General features: G+C 51.6%; 17 protein-coding genes and 2 tRNA genes. 12 read left to right on the plus strand and 7 right to left on the minus strand.

The window, feature by feature from the left end; translation table 11 throughout:
- Window positions 1-575 precede the first annotated feature (575 nt).
- Window positions 576-657 (minus strand) — tRNA-Leu (locus H6G21_RS15135).
- A gap of 82 nt (window positions 658-739) precedes the next feature.
- Window positions 740-1072 carry a hypothetical protein gene (locus H6G21_RS15140; RefSeq protein WP_190574270.1) on the minus strand — a complete coding sequence of 111 codons (333 nt, stop codon included), beginning with the start codon at window positions 1070-1072 and terminating at the stop codon, window positions 740-742.
- Window positions 1073-1590: 518 nt separating this feature from the next.
- On the opposite strand from H6G21_RS15140, the gene H6G21_RS15145 reads away from it, so the two are divergent.
- On the plus strand, window positions 1591-1962 hold the full coding sequence (locus tag H6G21_RS15145; RefSeq protein ID WP_190574271.1) for an alr0857 family protein: 372 nt from the start codon (window positions 1591-1593) through the stop codon (window positions 1960-1962).
- Here the strand turns inward: H6G21_RS15145 and H6G21_RS15150 are convergent.
- Entirely contained in the window at window positions 1889-3388 is a 1500-nt protein-coding gene (locus tag H6G21_RS15150; RefSeq protein WP_190574272.1) for a 2-succinylbenzoate--CoA ligase, read from the minus strand. The genes H6G21_RS15145 and H6G21_RS15150 overlap by 74 nt on opposite strands.
- Window positions 3389-3880: 492 nt before the next feature.
- On the opposite strand from H6G21_RS15150, the gene H6G21_RS26255 reads away from it, so the two are divergent.
- The gene (locus tag H6G21_RS26255) at window positions 3881-4660 is read left to right on the plus strand and encodes a DUF4351 domain-containing protein (RefSeq protein ID WP_347278027.1); all 780 of its coding nucleotides are present in this window, start codon (window positions 3881-3883) and stop codon (window positions 4658-4660) included.
- Window positions 4661-4733: 73 nt separating this feature from the next.
- On the opposite strand, the gene H6G21_RS15160 is transcribed toward H6G21_RS26255, so the two are convergent.
- Together H6G21_RS15160 and menA are read right to left on the minus strand one after the other, a co-directional pair.
- On the minus strand, window positions 4734-5630 hold the full coding sequence (locus tag H6G21_RS15160) for an o-succinylbenzoate synthase (RefSeq protein WP_190574273.1): 897 nt from the start codon (window positions 5628-5630) through the stop codon (window positions 4734-4736).
- Between the two features lie 70 nt (window positions 5631-5700).
- Window positions 5701-6597, minus strand: coding sequence for a 2-carboxy-1,4-naphthoquinone phytyltransferase (gene menA / locus H6G21_RS15165; protein ID WP_190574391.1), 897 nt, complete (start codon window positions 6595-6597; stop codon window positions 5701-5703).
- Between the two features lie 569 nt (window positions 6598-7166).
- Here menA and H6G21_RS15170 point away from each other — a divergent pair.
- The 7 genes from H6G21_RS15170 (at window position 7167) to H6G21_RS15200 (ending at window position 15653) form a co-directional block, all read left to right on the plus strand.
- Window positions 7167-8582: an isochorismate synthase gene (locus H6G21_RS15170; RefSeq protein WP_190574274.1), complete on the plus strand. Its 1416-nt coding sequence runs from the start codon at window positions 7167-7169 to the stop codon at window positions 8580-8582.
- 79 nt (window positions 8583-8661) lie between these two features.
- On the plus strand, window positions 8662-10512 hold the full coding sequence (gene menD, locus H6G21_RS15175; protein WP_190574275.1) for a 2-succinyl-5-enolpyruvyl-6-hydroxy-3-cyclohexene-1-carboxylic-acid synthase: 1851 nt from the start codon (window positions 8662-8664) through the stop codon (window positions 10510-10512).
- 473 nt (window positions 10513-10985) lie between these two features.
- Window positions 10986-11507, plus strand: a complete 522-nt coding sequence (locus H6G21_RS15180; RefSeq protein ID WP_190574276.1) for an outer membrane beta-barrel protein — start codon at window positions 10986-10988, stop codon at window positions 11505-11507.
- Window positions 11508-11684: 177 nt separating this feature from the next.
- Window positions 11685-12668, plus strand: a complete 984-nt coding sequence (locus tag H6G21_RS15185) for an alpha-ketoacid dehydrogenase subunit beta (protein WP_190574277.1) — start codon at window positions 11685-11687, stop codon at window positions 12666-12668.
- Window positions 12669-12821: 153 nt separating this feature from the next.
- Window positions 12822-14243: a protein translocase subunit SecD gene (gene secD / locus H6G21_RS15190; RefSeq protein ID WP_190574278.1), complete on the plus strand. Its 1422-nt coding sequence runs from the start codon at window positions 12822-12824 to the stop codon at window positions 14241-14243.
- Window positions 14240-15223, plus strand: coding sequence for a protein translocase subunit SecF (gene secF / locus H6G21_RS15195; protein WP_190574279.1), 984 nt, complete (start codon window positions 14240-14242; stop codon window positions 15221-15223). The genes secD and secF overlap by 4 nt, the downstream gene beginning before the upstream one ends.
- Before the next feature lie 16 nt (window positions 15224-15239).
- A complete protein-coding gene (locus H6G21_RS15200) occupies window positions 15240-15653 on the plus strand; it encodes a hypothetical protein (RefSeq protein ID WP_190574280.1) in 414 nt (137 codons plus the stop codon).
- A 224-nt stretch (window positions 15654-15877) separates the two neighbouring features.
- On the opposite strand, the gene H6G21_RS15205 is transcribed toward H6G21_RS15200, so the two are convergent.
- Window positions 15878-17017, minus strand: a complete 1140-nt coding sequence (locus H6G21_RS15205) for a hypothetical protein (protein WP_190574281.1) — start codon at window positions 17015-17017, stop codon at window positions 15878-15880.
- A 290-nt stretch (window positions 17018-17307) separates the two neighbouring features.
- Window positions 17308-17988, minus strand: a complete 681-nt coding sequence (locus tag H6G21_RS15210; protein ID WP_190574282.1) for an Npun_F0813 family protein — start codon at window positions 17986-17988, stop codon at window positions 17308-17310.
- 628 nt (window positions 17989-18616) lie between these two features.
- On the opposite strand from H6G21_RS15210, the gene H6G21_RS15215 reads away from it, so the two are divergent.
- The 3 genes from H6G21_RS15215 (at window position 18617) to H6G21_RS15225 (ending at window position 21742) form a co-directional block, all read left to right on the plus strand.
- Window positions 18617-18689 (plus strand) — tRNA-Arg (locus H6G21_RS15215).
- Between the two features lie 230 nt (window positions 18690-18919).
- The gene (locus H6G21_RS15220; protein WP_190574392.1) at window positions 18920-19528 is read left to right on the plus strand and encodes a DedA family protein; all 609 of its coding nucleotides are present in this window, start codon (window positions 18920-18922) and stop codon (window positions 19526-19528) included.
- 384 nt (window positions 19529-19912) lie between these two features.
- Entirely contained in the window at window positions 19913-21742 is a 1830-nt protein-coding gene (locus H6G21_RS15225; RefSeq protein WP_347278028.1) for an ABC transporter ATP-binding protein, read from the plus strand.
- Window positions 21743-21932: the final 190 nt, after the last annotated feature.

Raw genomic sequence — 21932 nt, forward strand, 5'->3', positions numbered from 1 at the left:
TTGAAAAGTGTTGGGCTTGGTTGAAAAGTCGGATTCGTCGCCAGTTAGATCAGTACCCAACTTTGCGCGAGGCCATAGAAGCTGTCCTCCATCAGGCAGCGTCCTAACTAAACTGGCTACAGCTATATCTTTCCAGTATTTCAGCTTAAATTTCAGAATTGTGGTTTTTACGATCGCTCCCATAATCGCAGTATCAATGTTATTCAAGACTCGGTGCGAACTCATCGATCGAGACTTTTGCAACATTGATCCATTCGTTTTCCCAGCAATCGATCGGTCAAAGTTTCAGCAAAAGTGATTGGCTCATTGACCCAGCAACCCGTCCGCGAAAGCAGCGATCGGAGCCATTGAGAGCGATCGTGTATTTTCTTCCTCATCTGTGTGATGCAAAGTTCGATCGACACATCCCACATCCTGAGTAAAATCGAAGCGTCGTGTTGAGACTGAGGGCAACCATATGAATGTCATTGCTCTACAGAGATCGGTTACAGGTTGCAGGGTTGAGATCGAGCAATTGTACCCTAGCTAAAAGTGTTCAGCAAAGCAGGGCTTAGCATAATAGAATGACAATTTGATGCGGATGAAAGGACTTGAACCTTCACTTCGTGAGAAACCAGAACCTAAATCTGGCGCGTCTACCAATTCCGCCACATCCGCGTGACTTGTACCATCATAGCAAAAAAAATCCCATTGGAGCGATCGGAGCACAATCTTCCCAACCCCGATCGCTCAAAATTCCTCAGGATAAGCTGTCGGGATGGATCGGCACCAAATTGCCTTCAGTGGTGAGGCCCAACAGAATTTCCTCGCCCGATCGAATAATTCGGCCTGAAATAGAGCATCTCTCTTCGCGCTCGGCTGTAGCGGTAAAGGTGGCGCGGATGTCAGAACTGGACACATTCGTAAACAAATCGTTGGAGCGCTGCTGCACATAGTTCCAAAGAATATCCCGGATCAGCGCCTGATAGCCCTGACTGCCCGAAAGGGTTTTAAGTCGTTCCTTTAGTTCTCGCTCTAGGCGAATGCTCGTGACTTCCATTTCTGTGGTTGGGATGCGGGTTAGTGCTTGCATGACAGTCTTCCTCCAAAAAAACTAGACAGGGGTGTATTACGAGTGTAGTATTTTAATTGTAATCTGTCGAAGCCTCATACTACATTTTTGCCATGAATACGCTACGACTGCTGCCCCTGCTAGGATTCCAAGGTTCGCGAGTGTTTCTCGTCGTCCTAGCAGTGCTGTGGATCGTCGCTTGGCCCGTAATTCTCCCTTTACAGATTGTGTTCCCCGGAATCGGATTGCATCAGCTTGTAGATCTACGACATATTGTTTGTAAATCCTCTGTATATCGGATTTTTAACGATCTTCCAGCACGTCTTCACCTTTTACGAGCGAGTTTTCAGTCTTCCAGTCTCCAACTTAACTACCGAAGCCGCAGGTATGCCGCAACCCTCATAGCCTGCTAACCCTCGAAACCATTGAAAAGCATTGTCGTTTCGTGTCTCCGCTTCCTAGGGTTTGAAGCGGAGCTTTCTTATCGTCCTCTCTAGTTGTTAATGCCAACCTGACAAAACTTAATAGGTCAGAGGAAAATGCTGAAAATTACCTATACGGAAACGGGGGTCTATTTAGAGCGCCTCTATTACACCCTAGAAGAATTGGTCTCCTTGCGTGTGTCTTTGGCGATGCGCCTGGGACAACGGTTATGTGTCGAACCGGGAACGGCGACCATTCTTTTGCCTCTAAGATATAAAAATGCTCTGAGTGCCCTCGATCGGGAAACGGAGATCGCTTACTGTGTCTGTGATTCCGAATTTCTGGAAGTGGAACTCCACGGCACTTGGATTGCTCAGGATGTCCAGATTCAAGACGGCGTGTTTATTACAGAAGTCAGCGATCGGGCGGAATATATTCTGATGAAATTGTGGCGGGATTCGCGGGATTTCCTAGCCTTGCCGCGATGAGGGAACGTAAAACCGATCGATTAATTTTTCCTTGGGGGTTGCGAGGCAGTTGGTCTAGGGCAATCCATTTTTTTGGCTGTTTATAGCGACTCAGCTGCTTCGCGATCGCCCCTTGGATGGCTTCTGCCGTGGCTTCCGGCTGACTGGGAACATACACGGCAACTACGCTTTGGCCCCAAGTGGGATCGTCTATGCCCAAAACGCAAACATCCTGCACCCATGGGGTCGATCGAATCACCGCTTCCACTTCGGCAGGGAATACATTTTCGCCCCCGGTAATAATTTTGTCGCTGGCCCGTCCGAGGAGGTGCAAGTAACCTTCGTTATCCAAGTAGCCGACATCATCGGGAATGAATTGCTTGAGGTTGCTCGCATCAGAATCGCGCTCGATCGCCCGATCGGGGAAATAACCCACCATGCGCGATCGGGTATGAATCGCGATCGTGCCCACAGTTCCCGCTGGCACAGGTTCGCCCGTCGGGGCGTGAATCGTGATCTGGGCATGGGGCAAGGGTCGGCCTGCGCCCGTTTTCCCGGCCAGAAATTCCACTGGTTTCAGAGTCGCCACTTGGGAAGCAGTTTCCGTCATGCCGTAGGTGGGCGCGATCGGCCATTGCCGCGATCGGGCTGCTTGCAGTAATCCTTCCCAGGCCGGAGCCCCCCCCAGGAGAATCGCCCGCAGCGATCGCAAAAACGCCGGATCGATCTCTGCCTGCATCAACCGTTGCAGTTGCGTCGGTACAAGGGATAGGAAAAAATCCTCCGGTGCGATCGGGGGAAGCTGGCCAGATTCCAACCATTTCCAATCATGAATACACAGTTGTCCCCCGGTCAGCAGCGATCGTAAAAACTGCATCAATCCGCTGACGTGATACAGCGGCAAAACGCAAAGGGAATGGATGTGATCGACGCCAAAGTGGGCCTGCATACCCAGCACCGAGGCCCGCAGGGTTTCCCAAGTGTGGATGGCAAAGCGTAGTTGCCCGGAGGTACCGCCCGTGGGAATCAGGATGGAGCAAGCCCTGTCAGAATTGGGCAGGGAAACTCTGGGCTGACCTGCGATCAGCGGATCTGAAGGAGCGATTGCCCCAGGCTGGATTGCCAACGGGATTTCTGGCACTTGGCTCCAGACGTGGGTCGGCTTAACCAAGCGATACAGCTGTTGCCATTCCTGGGTGCGCCAATCGGGATTGCACAGGAAGAGCGCGCTAGGCTGAGAACTGGCGGCAATGAAGCTGGCCAGAAACCGCAGAGGATCCCGTTCCGCTAAAAAAATCACAGGTTGATCAGTGAGGTTATCTGGTGTTTGATCGCAGACCTGAAGCTGGTCAACTCGTTCCTGCGCGAATTCCAGAAGTTGTGTCCGATCGACCCCAACCAGCCAGGGGTCGATCGATCGGTACCTCAAAAGATCCAAGGGAGTCATGGTCACAGGTTCTAATTGCGCGATCGGTATTTTTAAACTCTAACTCGATCGTTCAACGCTCACTTAAACAATTCTAGTATCTTATTTGCGGATATTTTTTAGTGTTCGATCGAACGATTAATCTAAAAATCCATTTTACACACCAGAATTTTATTACCTATGATTACCATAGCCATTATTCAGATTCAGTAGCGATGTTGATAACAATTTTCATTCAGCAATCGATCATATTTACCTGACTTATCAGATCACAAGCAATAAAGAACTGGTTCAAAAACAGTGCACCCAACACTTTAAGCCTGTTAGAATATAGAACATATAAACTATCATCCTGTTTAATGAGTCAACTAAAAAGTCAAAATACCGACTATGACAACCCCTGGAAAACGTTTATTGAATTATATTTCAGGGATTTTCTTGGATTCTTCTTTCCCCATATTGAGGCAGACTTGGTCAAAGCGAATTCGGTTTCTTGATAAGGAATTGCAAAAAGTGGTGCGCGATGCAGAAATTCCCAAGCGCTATGCCGATAAGCTGGTTGAGGTACATCGCTTGAGCGGCGATAAGGCGATCGTCATTTGTCACATCGAAGTACAAAATGATGGAGAATCTAATTTTGGTGCAAGAATGTACAGCTACAATTACCGCCTGCGCGATCGTTATAGTTGTCCAGTAGTAAGTTTAGCGATTCTGACGGATGACAGCAGGCAGTGGCGACCGCATGGCTTTCAGGATGAACTGTGGGGCTGTTCAACTAAATTCCGGTTTCCGATCGTCAAGTTGCTGGATTATGAACAAGATTGGTCAACCCTGGAGGCGAGTCGCAATCCGTTTGCGGTGGTAACGATGGCACAACTGAAGACTAAGGAGACCCACAATCAGCCGCTGGCGCGAAAAGATTGGCGCTATCGGCTGACGACGATGCTCTATGAGCAAGGCTATGGTGAGCAGGATATACTGGAATTGCACAACTTCTGGGATTGGTTGATGGACTTGCCTGAAGAGCTAGAAAGGCAGTTCCAGATTGAGTTGAAAGCTTTTGAAGAGGCGCGGCAGATGAAGTACGTCACAACGATCGAGCGGATGGCTGAAGAGCGGGGTGAGAGATCAATTCTCCTCCGCCAACTAAACCGAAAGTTTGGCGCGCTTGACGATCGTACCCTTGATCGCATTAATGTCCTTGCGATCGAACAACTGGAATCCCTCGGTGAAGCATTGCTGGATTTCGGGTCGATCGAGGATCTGACAACCTGGCTAGATAATCAGGGGTAGGGACGATCTCTGGCCCTATCAATACGGCAAGAAAAGATGTCCGATCGCAACACTTCCTCGAATTCTCGAATTTTCAATTGTCGAACCATTGATCCGTCCCATATCCCAACGCACGGGAAGTGCCACAGTCGATCGCTAGATGGATGCCTGCATTACGACCGATCGACGTTTCAAATACCGAGGAAAAAACCGTATCTAGGGAATAGTGCTGGCAAAAGGCTTGCAGCTTAGAAGGAAACCCCACGATCGCAGGCTTAATCACGTAAATTCCCCGCCAACCGTTGTGATAACAAGTTTGTAATTGTTGTAGGGTCGCGATCGATTCATCCAGGGCAATCGGCGTTGGATAGGTTTGACTGAGATGTAAAAGCGCATCAAATTGATCGATCGCCAGCGGTTGTTCTAAGTATTCGATCGGGGATTCCGCACAGTGATCTAACCATTGGTGAGCCTGATCGATCGTCAAACCCGCGTTGGCATCTAGCCGCAGTTGGACATCAGGGGGAACCTGCCCTAGAAGCTGCTCAAACCACGCCAGTTCTGTTTCCAGATCCGTCACCCCAATTTTCCATTTGAAGACCCGAAAGCCCTGGTCATAGAGCGATCGCCATGCCCCCAACGCCGCTTCACCCGTGGGCAGCAATCCAGCCGATGCGATCGCAGTATGCGGAATACTAGACCGCTGCAACAGTGCCGACTCAAACCCAAATTGGCAGGCCGGTAATCGATCGGGAATGGCTTGAATGGTTGATGTGGAAATTCGGGACGGGAGCGATCGGCAAAATGCCAATGCTTCTTCTAACGTTTCCGACCCAAACCAAGGCAGCGGCGCAATCTCTCCCAACTGGGCATTCCCATTGGGCGGAATCAGTCGAACAATAATGCCTTCCCGCACCGACCACTCACCATGGCTCGTTTGTAATGGCTGCTTAAACGATCGACGGTAGGGCTGAAAATCAAACTGAAACATGGGAGCCATCGATCAAAGCAACCAAAAATACTGACTAAGCAATGCTGACTATTAAATTATGAAAAATAAACTACAACGAAGGTAGCAAAAATCCTAAGCCAAACAATAACCCACACCAAAAATGCATTTCCACTGCAATCAAACGACAGAAGGTCAAACGCTGGGGTTGATTATAATTGTCCAGAATCGTTTTGCAGAGCCGATAGGCCACGGGAATGCTGAGGAAGGATAGCAGCGAACCGATCGGAAATGCCTGGGCAATCACACCAATCGCAATCATGGCATAGACACTGCCACAGACCCACTGTAACAACTGCGCCGATCGCTTCGAGCCTAACCGCACCACGGGGGATAATTTCCCGATCGCGGCATCATCCTTAACTTGGTTAAAGTGGGAACAAAAGAGGATCACACTCGTAATCACCCCAACCACGATCGACGCGATTAAATTCACCGCCGAAAACGTTTGGGTTTGACTGTAGTAACTGGCCGACATTGCCAACGGCCCAAAGGCAAAAAAGCAGAGAATCTCCCCCACCCCCTTGTAACTTAAGCGGAAGGGTGGGCCTTGATAAATGTACCCAATCCCACAGCAAGCCAGGATTAATCCAATCACCGTAAAATCTCGCTGCATCGCCGCGATCGCCGTAATCCCCAACAACCCCAAGGCCAGAAAAGCGTTAGAAATCCAAAAAATCAACGCCTTGTTGCCAGTGATGTTCACCACTGAATTGAATTTATTGACATCGACCCCCGTATCTGCATCAAACACATCATTGCTGAGATTCTCCCAAGCCAAAATCAGCACCGCAGACAGCAAAAACAGACCAAACACCAACGCATTTAAGTGGCGGGTTTCGGCATAGGCGATCGCGGAACCGACCCAAATGGGCATAATCGCCACACTATACATCGGCGGCTTAATTGCAGCCCACCACAATTTGCGGCGACTGAGCGCGGGTGGCATGGCTTGGGCGCGAGCAGTGGTACGGTCAGAAGTGGTACGGTCAGAAGATTGGGGAGTCATCAATCTACAAAACAGGGTGTGATTGGATCGACGGCATGGGAGTATCGACTGCCTACCAGTTTCTCACCCTGGATTGCGGCGCATTGCAGTGGGTTATAGAAACGTTACAGATCCGCTTGCTAGGGGCAGTAAGGGTTTGCCAGCAGCCCTAAAGCGCGATCGCCAGTCCCCCGTCGTCGTCTTCAAAAATAGGTGGATCATGCCAAGATCAGGCCCCGATCGCTCCTATGACTGCGGCAAATGTATCACTGTGTATCATCGGATGTATTTTACGTTGGCGATTTAATAAAGAATTATGTCGAATTGGGGGAGCTATCATCGGCGATCGGGCAGGAGCTGCCCTTGGAAAACGGGGTTCAGATCGACGCTAACCAGCAAGAATACTCAATAGTCCCGCGATCGCCCTAACCTGGGATCCAAGAAATCCCCTGACAGACCGCCATCTCCTATCCTTCCAAAGTCGATTAAGATCAACTTAAGAAAATTTGCCGCTTGAAGCCTGTTTACTCATGCCCGTTAGTCCTTATTCTCTAGACTGCTTCAAAACGCATCGTGATTTATATAACTTTCTTTTTGCGTGTAAGCAGGCATTTGTCAATACATCTCAAATTCAACTGATTAGTATTTCCTTTTCAATTCCTGAAGTTGATCCCCTGGCGGTCTTACAAACCTGCGTAAGCCCCCAGGAAAGACACTTTTATTTTGAGAAAAGCGGGCAGCAGCAGGCATTGCTGGCGGTCGGCTCGGTCATGCAGTTGGAGTTGGAAGGCAGCGATCGCTTCGTCCAATCCCGTGACTTCATTCAGCGACTGTCCCAGCAAATTACCCTGGTGGGCGATGTTGATGGGCCATTTGCAGGGGCGCACTTTTTTTGTGGCTTTTCCTTCTTTGCCCAATCCACCGCTGCCGGTACCGCTGGATCGGTGTTGTTGCCCCAGTGGCAAGTTTCTCGGCTCGGCTCCCAAAGCACGATCGTGGTCAATGTGTTAATCGACCATAGATTTGACCCCCAAAGCCAATCCACCCGGATCTGGCAACAAATTCAAGCCATCCAAACCGCCACCCTAGACTGCGATCGCTGGGAGAATAATACGATTCAGTCAATCCATGGCGTCAGTTCGCCAGAAATTTTCCAAACTGCTGTCCAGCAAGCCCTTCAGGAAATTCGCGATCGCAAAATTGCCAAAATTGTCCTAGCCCGTGCCTTTGATGTGGTTGCTGCAACTCCGTTTAACTTGGTTGCCTCCCTCCACAACCTGCGGCGGCTGTACCAGGACTGCTATATCTTTTCTAGCCACCAGGCCCAGGGGGTATCGGCAGGGCAAACCTTTATCGGGGCCAGTCCAGAACGCCTAGTGACCATGCAGCAACACCGGCTGGAAACCGATGCCTTAGCCGGTTCAGCCCCGCGTGGTCTCACCGAAGCTGAGGATATTTGTCTAGCCAACCAGCTACTCTCCAGCGAAAAAGAAACCCACGAGCATCAACTGGTGATCGATTTCATCACCCAGCACATGGGCAACCTGGGCTTGCAGCCTAAAATCCTGACACCGCGCCTGCTGCAATTGCCCAATATTCAACACTTACACACCCCGATTACCGCTGAGGTACCTGACGCAGTGCACCTGTTGGATATCTTGGCGGAGTTGCACCCGACCCCTGCCGTGGCTGGCGTGCCCCGCGAGTTGGCCTGTCGCTACATTCAGCAGTTAGAACCCTTTGAGCGATCGTCCTATGCAGCCCCGATCGGGTGGGTGGATGCCCAGGGCAACGGGGAATTCGCGGTGGGAATTCGATCGGCCATTTTGCAGGGGCGGCGGGCGCGATTGTTTGCGGGGGCGGGAATTGTGGAAGGGTCAAATCCCGATCGGGAACTGGTGGAAGTTCAGCTAAAATTGCAGGCTTTGCTGCGGGCACTGACCTAGGCGATGGGTTAAGGTGCTTGCCTAGGGTTGGGGACTCGCCTAGGGTTGGGGGAACGGTGTAGGGTGGAGGTTGTCGCTTATGGCCTCAATCCCTGTGCTTGACTTGCGGAATCTTGATACTCGGAATCTCAATACGCTGTGGTCGTCGGTTTTGGTGGAAACCCTGGTGCGATGCGGGCTGAGGACGGCGATCGTCTGTCCAGGATCCCGATCGGCTCCTTTGGCGGTGGCCTTTGCCCAGCATCCCAGCGTGGAGGCCATTCCGGTCTTGGATGAGCGATCGGCCAGCTTTTTTGCCCTGGGCATTGCCAAACGAACCCATCGCCCCGTAGCGTTGGTTTGCACGTCCGGCACAGCGGGGGCGAATTTCTATCCAGCGGTGATTGAGGCGCGGGAAAGCCAAGTGCCGCTGCTGGTGCTGACCGCCGATCGGCCTCCGGAACTGCGGGATTGCAATGCGGGGCAGGCGATCGATCAACAGAAATTATTTGGCTCCTATCCCAACACCGCCTGCGAATTGGCCACTCCTGCCTTAGACCTCTTCCTGCTGCAATACCTGCGGCAACGTATGGCCCAGAGCTATTACCAAGCCCAGTATCCGGTTCCGGGGCCAGTCCATATTAATGTTCCTCTGCGGGATCCCCTTGCCCCGATCGAACAACCGGAGGCCGCCGCCTTTGCCGAGCAGATTCCCTCGAATTTTTTTGATCACCTAACGGCTCCAATAACGGCTCCAACAGAACAGCAATTGGGGCAACGATCGGGACAGCGATCGCTCACCGAGGAATTCTATCGAGGAACGAGTTTACTGAATTTAACCCCTGAATTGGCGGCTTGGTCTGGCAAACGGGGCGTTATCGTTGCAGGGGTGGCACAGCCGGAACATCCCCAGGTCTACTGTCAGGCGATCGCGCGCTTGGCGACAAGGTTGGAGTTTCCGGTGCTGGCGGAAGGCTTATCCCCCCTGCGGAATTATGCAAGCTTGAACCCCTATCTCGTTTCCACCTACGACAGCATTTTGCGCCATCCCGATTGGGCCGATCGCCTGCAACCAGAGGTGGTGCTTCGGGTGGGGGATATGCCAACCAGTAAAGTGCTGCGGGAATGGCTCAGTGTTACCCAACCGCAACAGTGGGTGATTGACCCGATCGATCGTTCCCGCGATCCGCTCCACAGCAGGACGATTCCCATCCCGATGACCATTCCAGAATTTGTGATGCAGTTAGGATTAGACGAAGCGATCGCAGGGGCGATCGAGCAACAGCCTCTGCTCCACGATCGCGCCTATCTTCAGGATTGGCTGCTTGCCGAACAGCAGACGCGATCGGCGATCGACCAAGCCATGGCGCAAATTTCTCCCCTGTTTGAAGGCAAGGTGGCTTGGTGTCTATCGCAAATTCTGCCGCAGGGCACACCGTTATTCATCGCCAACAGTATGCCCGTGCGGGATGTGGAGTATTTCTGGCAACCCAACGATCGGCAGATTCAACCCTTCGTCAATCGCGGCGCTAACGGCATCGATGGGACTTTATCCACTGCATTGGGCGTTGCCCAGGGGAACCAACCCGCCGTAATGCTGACGGGCGATTTATCGCTGTTGCACGATACCAATGGTTTTCTGTTACGCCAATATTTCCAAGGCCACTTGACGATCGTGGTGGTCAACAACAACGGGGGCGGCATTTTTGGTATGTTGCCGATCGCCCAGTTCGATCCGCCCTTTGAAGCCTTTTTCGCGACTCCGCAACATATCGACTTTGCCCAGCTTTGCCAGACCTACGGCATTGAGCACGAAACCATTACCGACTGGCACCATCTAGAGCAACAGCTTAAGGGGCTACCCGATCGGGGCATTCGAGTGCTGGAAGTGCCCTGCGATCGGGCCCAGGATGGGGGATGGCGCAGAACATTACTCAATCCCATGGAGTAAACCCACATTACAGCCCAGCCACCCAGCCACCCGACTACCCAGCCACCCAGCTATCCGACTACCCAATCACCCAGCCACCCAACCATCCAATCACCCAACCAACCACGTCAAGGAGGCCGCTCAGAAAGCCGTTCTGGGTAGAGTTCGATCGGGCATACCAAGATCCATCCACTATCCTCCGCAGAACTTGTGCCAGTTTAGAAACTGCCTAAAATAGGCGGATTTGGGGCTTTTGCCCGGAACTTTTGGAATAGCGGTTTCGACAAAGTAGGTATGCAATCTACACAGAGTAAAACCAAAGGCAATGAACAGTCAGTGAAATTTATTGAGTCAGTACAGGCAATGCGACGCTGAATGCAATTAGCTCAGTAAAACTGCTGATTTCACCCGTTTTTCAAGCCATTGGTTCAACCTTCTTCCGTAGAATTGCAGCCCCAAGCATGAATTCTGAATTATTTTCTGAGGATCGAACGATGAAACTCTCTCTAAAAGCCATTGCCTTTGCTAGTGTGTCCGCTCTGTTGGTCGGCTCCACAGTCGCCGCAAGTTCCGCTTCTGCCCAGCCGGTTCCGTTTAATGGTAGCTACGTGGGCGCTGGGGTCTCCGGTAGCGTGACGGGCGGGGGGGCTGGCAATGATGGCCCTAACTTTGGTGGAAACGTGCAAGGTCGGTTTGCGGTTCCCAATGCGCCGGTTTCCGTCCGGGGTACGGTGTTGTTCAATGGCAACAACAGCGCGATTGTGCCGACGCTGACCTATGACTACGCCGTAGCCAAAAATACCAACGTCTACGCCGGTGCTGGGTATTCCTTTGTGCAAAAAGATGGCACCAATTCCCCCTTGGGGAATCGAGACACCGCCGTTCTGAATGTGGGTGTGGAATCCCAAGTCGCTAAAGGTGTGGTCGTCTACAGCGATGCTAAATACGGGATTAAGGGCTACGAAAGTGGCAAGCCTTCTGTGGGTCTGAGCGCAGGGGTGGGCCTGCAATTCTAAGGCCCGATCGCCCATTCCGTTGATTGATTTCCCCCGATCGCTTCATTAGTTGCACCCATTAACGAAACCCATTAACTCTATTGCCGAGATGGACATTGTGTCATCTCGGCTTTATGTCTTTTCTGTGTGACCATCCTCCTCTAAAATGGAAAGCTGGCTTAAGCGGTAGAGGAAGCAATGGCAGAAACGCTTTTATTCAACGCACTTCGAGAAGCGATCGACGAAGAAATGGCGCGTGACCCCAGCGTGTTGGTCATGGGCGAGGACGTGGGTCATTACGGCGGATCCTACAAAGTCACCAAGGATCTCTATGAGAAGTACGGCGAATTGCGCCTTCTTGACACGCCTATTGCAGAAAATAGTTTCACTGGAATGGCCGTCGGTGCAGCCATGACCGGGCTGCGTCCCATCATCGAAGGGATGAACATGGGCTTCCTGCTGCTGGCGTTTAACCAAATTTCCAACAACGCTGGGATGCTGCGCTACACCTCCGGCGGTAACTTCAAAATTCCCATGGTCATCCGGGGGCCTGGTGGGGTGGGTCGGCAGTTGGGGGCAGAGCACTCCCAGCGGCTAGAAACCTACTTCCAAGCAGTACCAGGGTTGAAAATTGTGGCTTGTTCCACGCCCTATAACGCCAAGGGGTTGCTGAAAGCGGCCATTCGGGATGACAACCCCGTGCTGTTTTTCGAGCACGTGCTGCTCTACAACTTGAAGGAAGATCTGCCCAGCGGTGAGTACATTTGCCCGTTGAATAAGGCGGAAATCGTGCGTCCCGGTAAGGATGTGACGATTCTGACCTATTCCCGGATGCGTTACCACTGCCTGCAAGCGGTGAAGACCCTGGAAAAAGAAGGGTTCGATCCAGAACTGATCGACCTCATTTCCTTGAAACCTTTGGACTTTGACACGATCGGGGAATCGATCAAGAAAACCCATCGCGTCGTCATTGTTGAAGAAGGCATGAAAACGGGCGGGATTGCCGCTGAACTGATTGCGTCGATCAACGATCGCTTCTTTGATGAACTGGATGCTCCGGTGATTCGCCTTTCTTCTCAGGACATCCCCACGCCCTACAACGGCACTTTGGAAAACCTGACGATCGTCCAGCCGCCCCAAATTGTGGAAGCGGTGAAAAAGATTACGGGCAAGCAGTTCTAGGGACAATTCTAGAATGGCAGCTTTCTAGAAATCTTTTTAGAAAGGGGATATTGAATTGATTTCAGTGGAGAGGAGCGATCGCCCGATCGCTCCTCTTTTTGGTAACACTCGCAACTGCGGGGTATCATAGCGTTTGTCACAACAGGATTCTGTATGGGAAGGCAACGTTGGTTATTAGGAGTCATTGTGGCGCTCGTGGCAGCGTCGGTCTTTACCTTGACTCAAATCCCCATTAAGCTCGGTCTCGACTTGCAAGGGGGATCACAGCTCACAATTCAGGTGAAACCCACGGAAGACATTAAGACCATTGGCGCACGGGAATTGGAAGCCGTGCAAATGGTCATCGATCGCCGGATTAACGGTCTGGGTGTTTCGGAACCCGTCGTGCAAACTGTGGGTCAGGATCAAGTCCTGGTGCAACTCCCCGGTGTCACGGATCCTGAACAGGCAGAACGGGTTCTTGGGGGCACGGCGCAGCTAGAGTTCCGGGAACAACGCCAGGGTACGGAAGGGATCTTCCAAGCGGAATACCAAAATAATCGGATTCTGCAAACCCAAGTCCAGGAACTGCGCAAAGTTAAAGGCGATCCCAAAGCCTTAGAAGATTTACAAACTCGCCTCAAGGCCAGTAATAAAGCCCTTTTAGAATTGTTTGATAAATCGGGAATTGTCGGTAAAAATCTGCAAGATGCCTTTGCGGCATCTCCCCCTGGTGGCAACGTTTGGGTCGTGGACATCCGGTTTGACACCGAAGGTGGCAACAAATTCGCCGAGATGACCAAACGGCTGGCGGGCACAGGACGTAGTATTGGTATTTTCCTGGATGATGGTCTGATTAGTGCCCCGATCGTGGGACCAGAACACGCGGCAACGGGGATCACTGGTGGTGGTGCAACGATTACGGGCAACTTTACGGCCCAGTCAGCCCAGGAACTCGCGATTCAACTCAAGGGTGGCTCCCTGCCAGTGCCGATCGAAATTGTTGAGAACCGCACCGTCGGCGCAACCCTAGGCCGAGACAGTATTGAGCGCAGTATCTATGCCGGAGTGGGCGGCCTCCTCTTGGTTTTGGCCTTTATGGTGCTGTACTACCGACTGCCGGGTGCGATCGCAGCGATTTCGCTGATGATTTACTCAATTTTGTCGATCGCCGCCTTTGATCTGTTGGGTGTGACCCTCACCTTGCCTGGGATCGCCGGATTCATTCTCAGTATTGGGATGGCCGTAGATGCCAACGTGCTGATCTTTGAACGCACCCGTGAAGAACTGCGGGCGGGCAAAACCCTGTACCGATCGGTGGAGTCGGGATTCTATCGCGCCTTCTCCAGCATTCTCGACAGTAACGTCACCACGTTGATCGCCTGCGCTGCGCTCTTTTGGTTGGGTTCCGGTTTGGTCAAAGGGTTTGCCTTAACCCTTGCCCTAGGGGTGGTCGTGAGTATGTTTACTGCGATTACCTGTAGCCGCACCCTGTTAATGACTGCACTGAATGTACAAGCCTTCCGCAAGCCTTCTTGGTATTGCCCCGGTCTTACTTCGACAACGAATTCTTCTAAGGTGGAGGCTGCATCATGAAGCTTCAGGTCATCAAACAACGCAATCTCTGGTGGGCCATTTCCTCCGCCATAATTTTAGCGGGGCTGATTTCCATGGTGGTCTCTTGGACCCAGATTGGGGCCCCTCTCCGGCCTAGCTTGGATTTCGTTGGTGGCACCCGGTTGCAATTGGAACTCGATTGCAGCAAGGTTGATTGCAGCAAGCCGATCGACCTCGACGGTGTGAGATCGGTGCTGAAAGACCAAGGCTTGGGGGGCAGTAGTGTCCAGCAGGTGGGAGATCAAGGTCAAAATCGCCCCGCCCTCTCTATCCGCACGAATAATCTGAATGTGGATGCGCGGGAAAAGTTATTGAGCGCACTCCAGGAAAAAGTTGGGGCGTTTAATCCCCAGGGCACCTCGATTGACAGCGTGGGAGCCACCCTCGGACGGCAGATTTTTTCCCAAGGGCTGTTAGCGTTATTGATTTCCTTCGTTGGGATTACGGTCTATCTCGCATTCCGCTTTCAGTTTGACTATGCCGTATTTGCGATCGTGGCCTTGGTGCACGACGTGCTGGTGACCGTGGGCGCATTCTCAATTCTGGGCCTCGTGGCGGGGATTGAAGTGGATAGCCTCTTTATTGTGGCGCTGCTCACGATCGTGGGTTTCTCGGTTAATGACACGGTGGTGATCTACGATCGCGTGCGGGAAGTGATTCAAGAACATCCCGACAAACATATCAATCAAGTGGTTGATGATGCGGTTAATCAGACCCTAACCCGATCGATCAACACCACCCTAACTACCTTGCTCACCCTTTTCGCCATCTTTATCTTTGGCGGTGAAACGCTGAAAAACTTTGCCCTTGCGTTAATCATTGGGTTTGCCATGGGGGCCTATTCCAGCATCTTTATTGCCAGTAGCCTCTTAGCTCTATGGCGAGAAAAAACAGGTAAAGCCTTCATGGCGGCACCCAGTTTGGACGTAGATGGGAATGATGCTGAAGTTGCAAGCTAGTGTCTAAGGACGGGGAATGTCTGAAGATTTTCAGCCAGAGTCTGAGGTTCCTGATTACCTCAAATTTGATTTGGACGCAGCAGCCGATCGTCTCCATCGATTAACCGTCGTGGGACGTTGGCTGTTTGTTATTTTTCTGTGGCTGACTTTGGGCACTTGGAGCCTGTGGAGTTTGCGTAAGGCGATCGCACTGATCCAGGACTATTTCACTTGGTCAGCGGTTCGATATGGCCTCATTTTTAACCCGATCGCGGGGATCGGGCTGGTTCTTTGTATTGCGATGACCCTGAGCGTCCTGATCTGGCAAAGCCGCAATATCCTATGGGGATTGCCCCCGCGCGATCGGGAGCATCTGAAAGCAATGACGATTGCGATCCGCCGCAAAGGCCGACGACATCCCCTCTGGCGTTGGGTGTTTGGACAGGAGTAACCCGCGATCGAACTCTCCATCCCCTCGGGGGCAAAATCTGACTTGACCGCAAAAAAATGGTGCAAAGAGTGCACCATTTCAATTCACGTTCAATTCACGACGATTTGGATTTGTCTTGATTGGGGTTTGTCTTCCAGGATTGCTTCAATCAATAGCCATGTCTTGAACAAGATCCAACAATAGTCATCGTCCAATCCTCTTCATCTCTTGGACAACCTGGAATCTTAGCCCCGCTTGCGACTTCCTCGGCGCGATCGGCTCAGGTCGTACTCCAACGCAGCACCTAAACCGAACAGCACACCGCTAAAGACCCAGGCGACTTCTGGCAAACTACCGCTCTTGTAGTTAGGATCTACGCTGCTATAGCGGAACCACATATCTGCGACGTACAGCGAAAACGCGGCAAAGGCAATCATGCGCCAAGAGAGTGAGAATCGTCCTCCCCAAAAAGCCAAGAGCAACGTTGTTGCAATAATCAACAAAAATACATCGGCAATAATGTAGAAACTATTGATCGGTTTCTTAAATTGACCGAGGAATTGTTCCACTGTTAAAACCCAAGCCGGAGCGGGGACTTCTTTCTCTGCTTCTTGGCCCGGTGCCGCGTCCGCTGGCTTTGCTTCTGGCGTGCTTGTGGCTTTCGGGCTGGCAGTGCTGGTAGGAGAACTCGTTGCCGCTGTTTTGGGGGTCGCTTTTTGTGGCTTGGCAGAAACAGTCGGACTAGGCTTGGTTGTGGTGGCCTGTGCCAAGAGCGGATGCACTGTGCCATCTGAGCTAGCCGGGGCTGTCGCCGCGATCGCCGGTGGCATCTCCCAGAAATGGCTCTGGGTTGCCGCAGCTTCTGCTCTATCCGCCTTGACACTGACAAGCACACCTGCCGCCACTCCGATCGCCCCGATCGCCACGACAATGAACCACTGTCCTGGATCGAGATTCAGCCGTCGATCGACCACAGCGGTCACCATGCCATAGCCCAGAGAAATATAGGTGACTAGGTAGAAAATATCCCCTGGGGAAATATCAGCAGTCCGTCCCAGTACGGTTTCCCAGTAGGTGAATAGAATGCCGCCGATCGCATAGCACAACATGCCAATGCCAATGCCCAACCAAACCTTCCGACCACTTACAACTTGGTTGCTAAAGGCATTGCGAAAACACAGCAAGAAGGCCGTTGCAAAGGCTCCAATCTCAAATACCCCAGTACCCACCCCATAGAACCAATACCAAAAGCTATCGGTTTCAGGGGTGGCATTGACCCCCCTCGGGCCAAACAAGAGGAAAAACATGAGGGCTACAAAGGCCCAGAGCATTTCAAAGAGGAGAATAGCTTGGACAGAAAGTCCACGAGAGGCTGGCTTATCCATAGACTGTTGATGATTTGAGCAATTCCTGACAAAAGTGGTGCAACTGAAGTGGTGCAACTGAGTGCAAGGCTATGTTACAAGGTGGCGGTGCGATCCAACGACTTTTCTAAATGAATCGTTTTTTTCAGCGATTTTCCCAATCCTGAGAGAGCGAGCCGAGATAACCTTGAGCCTTGCATAAACTCCACTCCCTGAAGTGGCAGGGGATAGAGCCCAGGGGCCTCCGTTGCGGGTGATATGCGGGTGGTATGCGAGTGGTACGTGGGTGATATGTGGATGAGTTATCGTGCTTACTTCCAGAGTGCCCCAGCTTGGGAACTCCCCAGCCAGTCCAAGAAGGCTTTACGCTCTTGGGAGGATAAATCCTGCAAGGAATCTAGAACACTGCGCGTAAATCCAGTATTGCCAAAATAAGACTTGCCCAAGCGATACATCTCCTGCAAAAGCAGCACCATTTGAGATTCTTGCCAAGGGGGAGGTTGCAAACTGTTCAACGGATCCGCAGTGAGTAGTTGCTGTACAGCATCTGCGGTTTCGGCTTGGGAAAATCGCCCCTTTTGGAAAACCGCCATCACGTCCCGCTGAAAGGCACTGCCTTGCTTGGTACCCATCAAATCTTCAATATCCAAGTACATGGACTGAAGCATTAATAGGCAAGCTTGTACCAACAAAGGTGAACCCCCCTCGCCGCTGGAGGAAGATCCCGTCGCAGGAATGTCACTGGTTAGCTGGTCTAAACGAACCTTGCCCCAAATGCTGTAGCGCTCGGGTTCTTCAAGTAAGACGCAGGCTTTGCCCTGATTATCAGTTAACTCACGCCATAGGGATCGAGCCTCCTCTTCCTGAGTGGCTTGGAAGACGTTCAGCAATCGGAAAGTCATCCCTTGATAAGTCAAAATGGGGATCTTTTGATCTTTCCGAGGGTGCTGGACACTTGAGATGTCTACATCCTGCCGTTTCAAAATGAACATAACGCTGCAAGGCTAATGCTGATCTTAGGTCAGGGTCGGGCGGCAGTTGCCGAGGCTATTGTGCACAGAAATAGTTGTAGTGTACACACAGCCTTGGGGCAAAAGGGGCAAAACTCAAGCACAAAGCAGGAGAGGAAGGGTACTTAGCCCACTGAGGAACCCTATGTCTTCAGGTTTTGGAGGGGTCATCGACAAGCGAATAGAATTCCAACCTGAGTTCAACACTAACTTTATATGTCAAAAGGTTCGGGTTGACACAGATAGCCCGAAATTTTGATTGGAGCACAACTTGTCGGCCTGACTAGGATGAATGGGAGGCTTGGGGACAAAATTGACCGATCGCTGAGAAAGGATGTCCCTGGGGCACTATCCGAAATTTTCCAGTTTGCACTAAAATTTTAGGGGGTCATGCAATTCTCCCCTGGTGAAACTCCCACTGTTGGGATATTTACTTGGGCATTCTACTGAAGGTTTGGACGACTTCAAATCTGAGGCTGTAGTGATCTGAGGCTGTAGTGATCTGAGGCTGCATTGACATTATTTACAGATTGACATTTCATAGTGTTGATATTTCACAGCATTGACATTTCATAGCATTGACATTTAAAAGTCTTGATGCTTGACAGTTGGGCCCTTAGCTCAGTGGATAGAGCAACCGCCTTCTAAGCGGTCGGTCACAGGTTCGAATCCTGTAGGGCCCGTTTCCTACACTGCTTCCCAGATATTTCCTTGGCTTGAGCTTATGAGCTGAAGGTTTTGTTTGGTGGCTAGCAGAGATCGGATGGCCGAATGAGGAAACATCCTGTCACTAAAAGTGCACTTGTGAAGAGAATAGAGTTTGACAATAGACCGAGCCGGTTTTAGGGTTAGGGCTGTTTGTCGGGGTTACGCAGTGATGGGTATTGCAGACATTAACCAAGATGAGGTGGTCATGGCGGAGTGGATTAAGAGCACGATGGAAGCATTGGGGTATGGTGGCATTGCCCTGCTGATGTTCCTGGAAAACCTGTTTCCGCCCATCCCATCGGAACTGATTATGCCGTTGGCGGGGTTTACGGCCCACGAAGGTCGCTTGAATTTTCAATATGTGGTGCTGGCTGGGGTGCTGGGTACCATGGTGGGTACGCTGCCTTGGTACTACGCGGGCAAGATTTTGGGAGAGCCTCGGCTGCGTGTTCTTGCCGATCGCTATGGCAAGTGGCTGGGAATGTCCGGTGAAGATATCGATCGGGCCAACCACTGGTTCTATCGCCATGGCAATGTCACGGTTCTCCTCTGCCGCCTGGTACCGGGTGTGCGCACGGTGATTTCCCTACCTGCGGGGATTAGTGAAATGCCGATCGGATCCTTCATGCTTTACTCAACCGTTGGTACGACGCTTTGGGTGAGTCTGCTGACCTATGCAGGGTATATCCTTGGATCCAATTATGAGTTGGTCGATCAGTATTTAGCACCGGTCTCTAAGATTGTTCTAGTGGTTGTACTCCTCGCCTTTGGGGTGTGGCTCTGGCGCAAGCAGCGTTCAAAAAAGCAACTCTAAACCGCGTTCAATCTATGTTTGAGACGGTGAGTTCATCCTGAAATTGTTCTGAAATTGCTTTGGTTGCCTGTGGGATCCAGTCGCTCATTGCGGCTAAGCATTTGGGGCCAACGCGAAACTTTTATCAGAAGCATGGGAGAATGGCGATCGTTACTGGCGCGATTGACACCGATCGCGTGAACCTTTGCCCCAATGACAGCGGGTATTGGCGTAATAAGGGCGCGATGCCCTCGATCGCTATGGGTTAGAGCGACCTGAGCTAGAGCGACCTAAGCTAGAGCGACCTAAGCTTAGAGCAGCCTGAGCTAGAGCGTCGTCGGCTGATGTCGTCGGCTTGGGTATTGTTTTAGGCCATTACCTAGGGCGAGGGGTTAGCCTAAAAAGGTGAATCAATCCCCAACGATTGCGGCCATTCCGATGGCCTCTGTCATTCCGTCTCGGATTCCAACGTACTTAAGAGCGAAAGGCGAGTCGCCATTGAAAGCGCGTTCTAACTACCGTTCAAATTACTGGCACCTTCTGCCCTATGTGCGACGCCAGTGGCGGACGATCGGTCAAGCGATGGTCTGCGTTCTGATTTTTAGTGCCATTTGGCCAATTTTGGCGGCAAAGTCAGAAGTTCTGTTTGACGCGATCGGTCGCGGTAAAGTCAACCAGGTGATTGATCTGGTGATTTTTGCCGCGAGTATCTGGGCTGTTCAGAAGGTGGCTCAGTTCGGCATGGATTCCCTGATGGCCAAGGCTGCCCTCGCCGTTTCCTTTGACCTCCGGAAGGATGCCTTTGCCCATTTGCAATCCCTCAGTCTGAGCTACTTTGAGAAGGCCAAAACGGGGGATTTGAGCTACCGGATGACGGAGGATGTCGATCGCATTGGGGAAGTGATCAACAAGCTGTTCCATCAATTTGTCCCTTGTATCCTGCAATTGATTGGGGTGCTGGGGTTCATGATTTATCGCAGTTGGCAACTGACCCTAGCGACGCTGATTATTGCGCCCTTGATGGCGGTGCTGATTGGCTGGTTTGGTGAACAGATGCGGCAACTGTCCCACCGCAGCCAGCGGCGGGTTTCTGACCTGTCCTCCATGCTGGTGGAAAATTTTAGTGGCATTCGCTTGATCCAAGCCTTTGCTGCGGAAAAGTATGCGATCGATCTGTTTGCGGAAGAGGCGGAACGGAATCGGCAAGCGAAGTATGTGACGGATAAGTTGCGGGCGATCGAATATCCCGTGGTGGGTTTTTTGCAAGCGTTAGCCTTTTGCTTTTTGTTTTTCTTGGGGGTTTGGTTGATTTCCCAGGGAACGCTGAAGCCGGAGCAATTTGGTAGCTACTGTGTGGCGGTGTCGATGCTGATTGACCCGATTAATATTCTGGCTAGCAACTACAACGAATTTAAGCAGGGGGAAGCTTCGGTCGATCGCATCTATGAGTTGATTGCCATCGAGCCGACGGTGATGGAGGATCCGCAGGCGGTTCCCCTTCCAGAAGTTTCTGGGAAAGTTGAGATTGTCAATGTCAGTTTTGCTTACCAACCCGATCGGCCTGTGCTGCGGGATTTAAGTTTGTTGGCAGAACCGGGAGATATGATTGCTCTGGTTGGATCCTCGGGGGCTGGAAAATCGACGTTGGTCAACTTACTGCCTCGGTTTTACGATCCGCAGGATGGCCAAATTCTGATTGATGGCATGGATATTCGTCGGGTGACGTTGCGCAGTTTGCGGCGGCAGATCGGCATTGTGCCCCAGGAGACGACGCTGTTTTCGGGCACGATCGCGCAAAATATTGCCTTTGGTCAAACGGAAATTGATTTAGACGCGGTGCAGGAAGCGGCTAAGATTGCCAACGCCCATCAATTTATTATGCAGTTTCCCCAGGGCTACCACACTTGGGTCGGTGAGCGTGGGGTGAACCTGTCCGGTGGGCAACGGCAACGTATCGCGATCGCGCGGGCGGTTCTGCTCAATCCCAAAATCCTGATTCTCGATGAAGCGACTTCTGCCCTCGATTCTGAATCGGAAGCGCTGGTGCAGGAAGCCCTGGAACGGATCATGGAAGGACGAACGGTGTTTATCATTGCCCACCGTTTAGCGACGGTTCGGAGCAGCGATCGAATTCTGGTGATGGAAAAGGGGCAAATTATCGAGTCAGGCAACCACGAGCAGTTATTAGCTGCCAATGGTCGTTATGCCGGATTTTATGCCCAACAATTTTCTTGATGTCAGGTTTGCTGGCTGTACCCAATGCTTTGGGGATGCGGGTATCTAATGATACGCGATCGATTTTTGGGATACGGATTGACAGTGCCGATGGTTTATTCGTAGTCTAGTTTCTCAAGGCGACGCCGTGGACATCCTTCTTTCAGTTGGGTTTACGATTGACGGTTTGGTATGAAGCACGGGGCCGCTG

The sequence above is a fragment of the Alkalinema sp. FACHB-956 genome (assembly GCF_014697025.1).
Classification (GTDB): Bacteria; Cyanobacteriota; Cyanobacteriia; order Leptolyngbyales; family Leptolyngbyaceae; genus Alkalinema.

What these genes read in the sequence shown, in the direction of transcription:
- H6G21_RS15180 (WP_190574276.1), top strand. Translation starts at nt 10,986, where the DNA reads ATGAAACTCTCTCTAAAAGCCATTGCCTTTGCTAGTGTGTCCGCTCTG.
- H6G21_RS15185 (WP_190574277.1), top strand. Translation starts at nt 11,685, where the DNA reads ATGGCAGAAACGCTTTTATTCAACGCACTTCGAGAAGCGATCGACGAA.
- H6G21_RS15200 (WP_190574280.1), top strand. Translation starts at nt 15,240, where the DNA reads ATGTCTGAAGATTTTCAGCCAGAGTCTGAGGTTCCTGATTACCTCAAA.
- secD (WP_190574278.1), top strand. Translation starts at nt 12,822, where the DNA reads ATGGGAAGGCAACGTTGGTTATTAGGAGTCATTGTGGCGCTCGTGGCA.
- H6G21_RS15145 (WP_190574271.1), top strand. Translation starts at nt 1,591, where the DNA reads ATGCTGAAAATTACCTATACGGAAACGGGGGTCTATTTAGAGCGCCTC.
- H6G21_RS15160 (WP_190574273.1), bottom strand. Translation starts at nt 5,630, where the DNA reads ATGTTTCAGTTTGATTTTCAGCCCTACCGTCGATCGTTTAAGCAGCCA.
- secF (WP_190574279.1), top strand. Translation starts at nt 14,240, where the DNA reads ATGAAGCTTCAGGTCATCAAACAACGCAATCTCTGGTGGGCCATTTCC.
- menD (WP_190574275.1), top strand. Translation starts at nt 8,662, where the DNA reads ATGGCCTCAATCCCTGTGCTTGACTTGCGGAATCTTGATACTCGGAAT.
- H6G21_RS15210 (WP_190574282.1), bottom strand. Translation starts at nt 17,988, where the DNA reads ATGTTCATTTTGAAACGGCAGGATGTAGACATCTCAAGTGTCCAGCAC.
- H6G21_RS15220 (WP_190574392.1), top strand. Translation starts at nt 18,920, where the DNA reads ATGGCGGAGTGGATTAAGAGCACGATGGAAGCATTGGGGTATGGTGGC.
- H6G21_RS15150 (WP_190574272.1), bottom strand. Translation starts at nt 3,388, where the DNA reads ATGACTCCCTTGGATCTTTTGAGGTACCGATCGATCGACCCCTGGCTG.
- H6G21_RS15205 (WP_190574281.1), bottom strand. Translation starts at nt 17,017, where the DNA reads ATGGATAAGCCAGCCTCTCGTGGACTTTCTGTCCAAGCTATTCTCCTC.
- H6G21_RS15140 (WP_190574270.1), bottom strand. Translation starts at nt 1,072, where the DNA reads ATGCAAGCACTAACCCGCATCCCAACCACAGAAATGGAAGTCACGAGC.
- H6G21_RS15170 (WP_190574274.1), top strand. Translation starts at nt 7,167, where the DNA reads ATGCCCGTTAGTCCTTATTCTCTAGACTGCTTCAAAACGCATCGTGAT.
- menA (WP_190574391.1), bottom strand. Translation starts at nt 6,597, where the DNA reads ATGCCACCCGCGCTCAGTCGCCGCAAATTGTGGTGGGCTGCAATTAAG.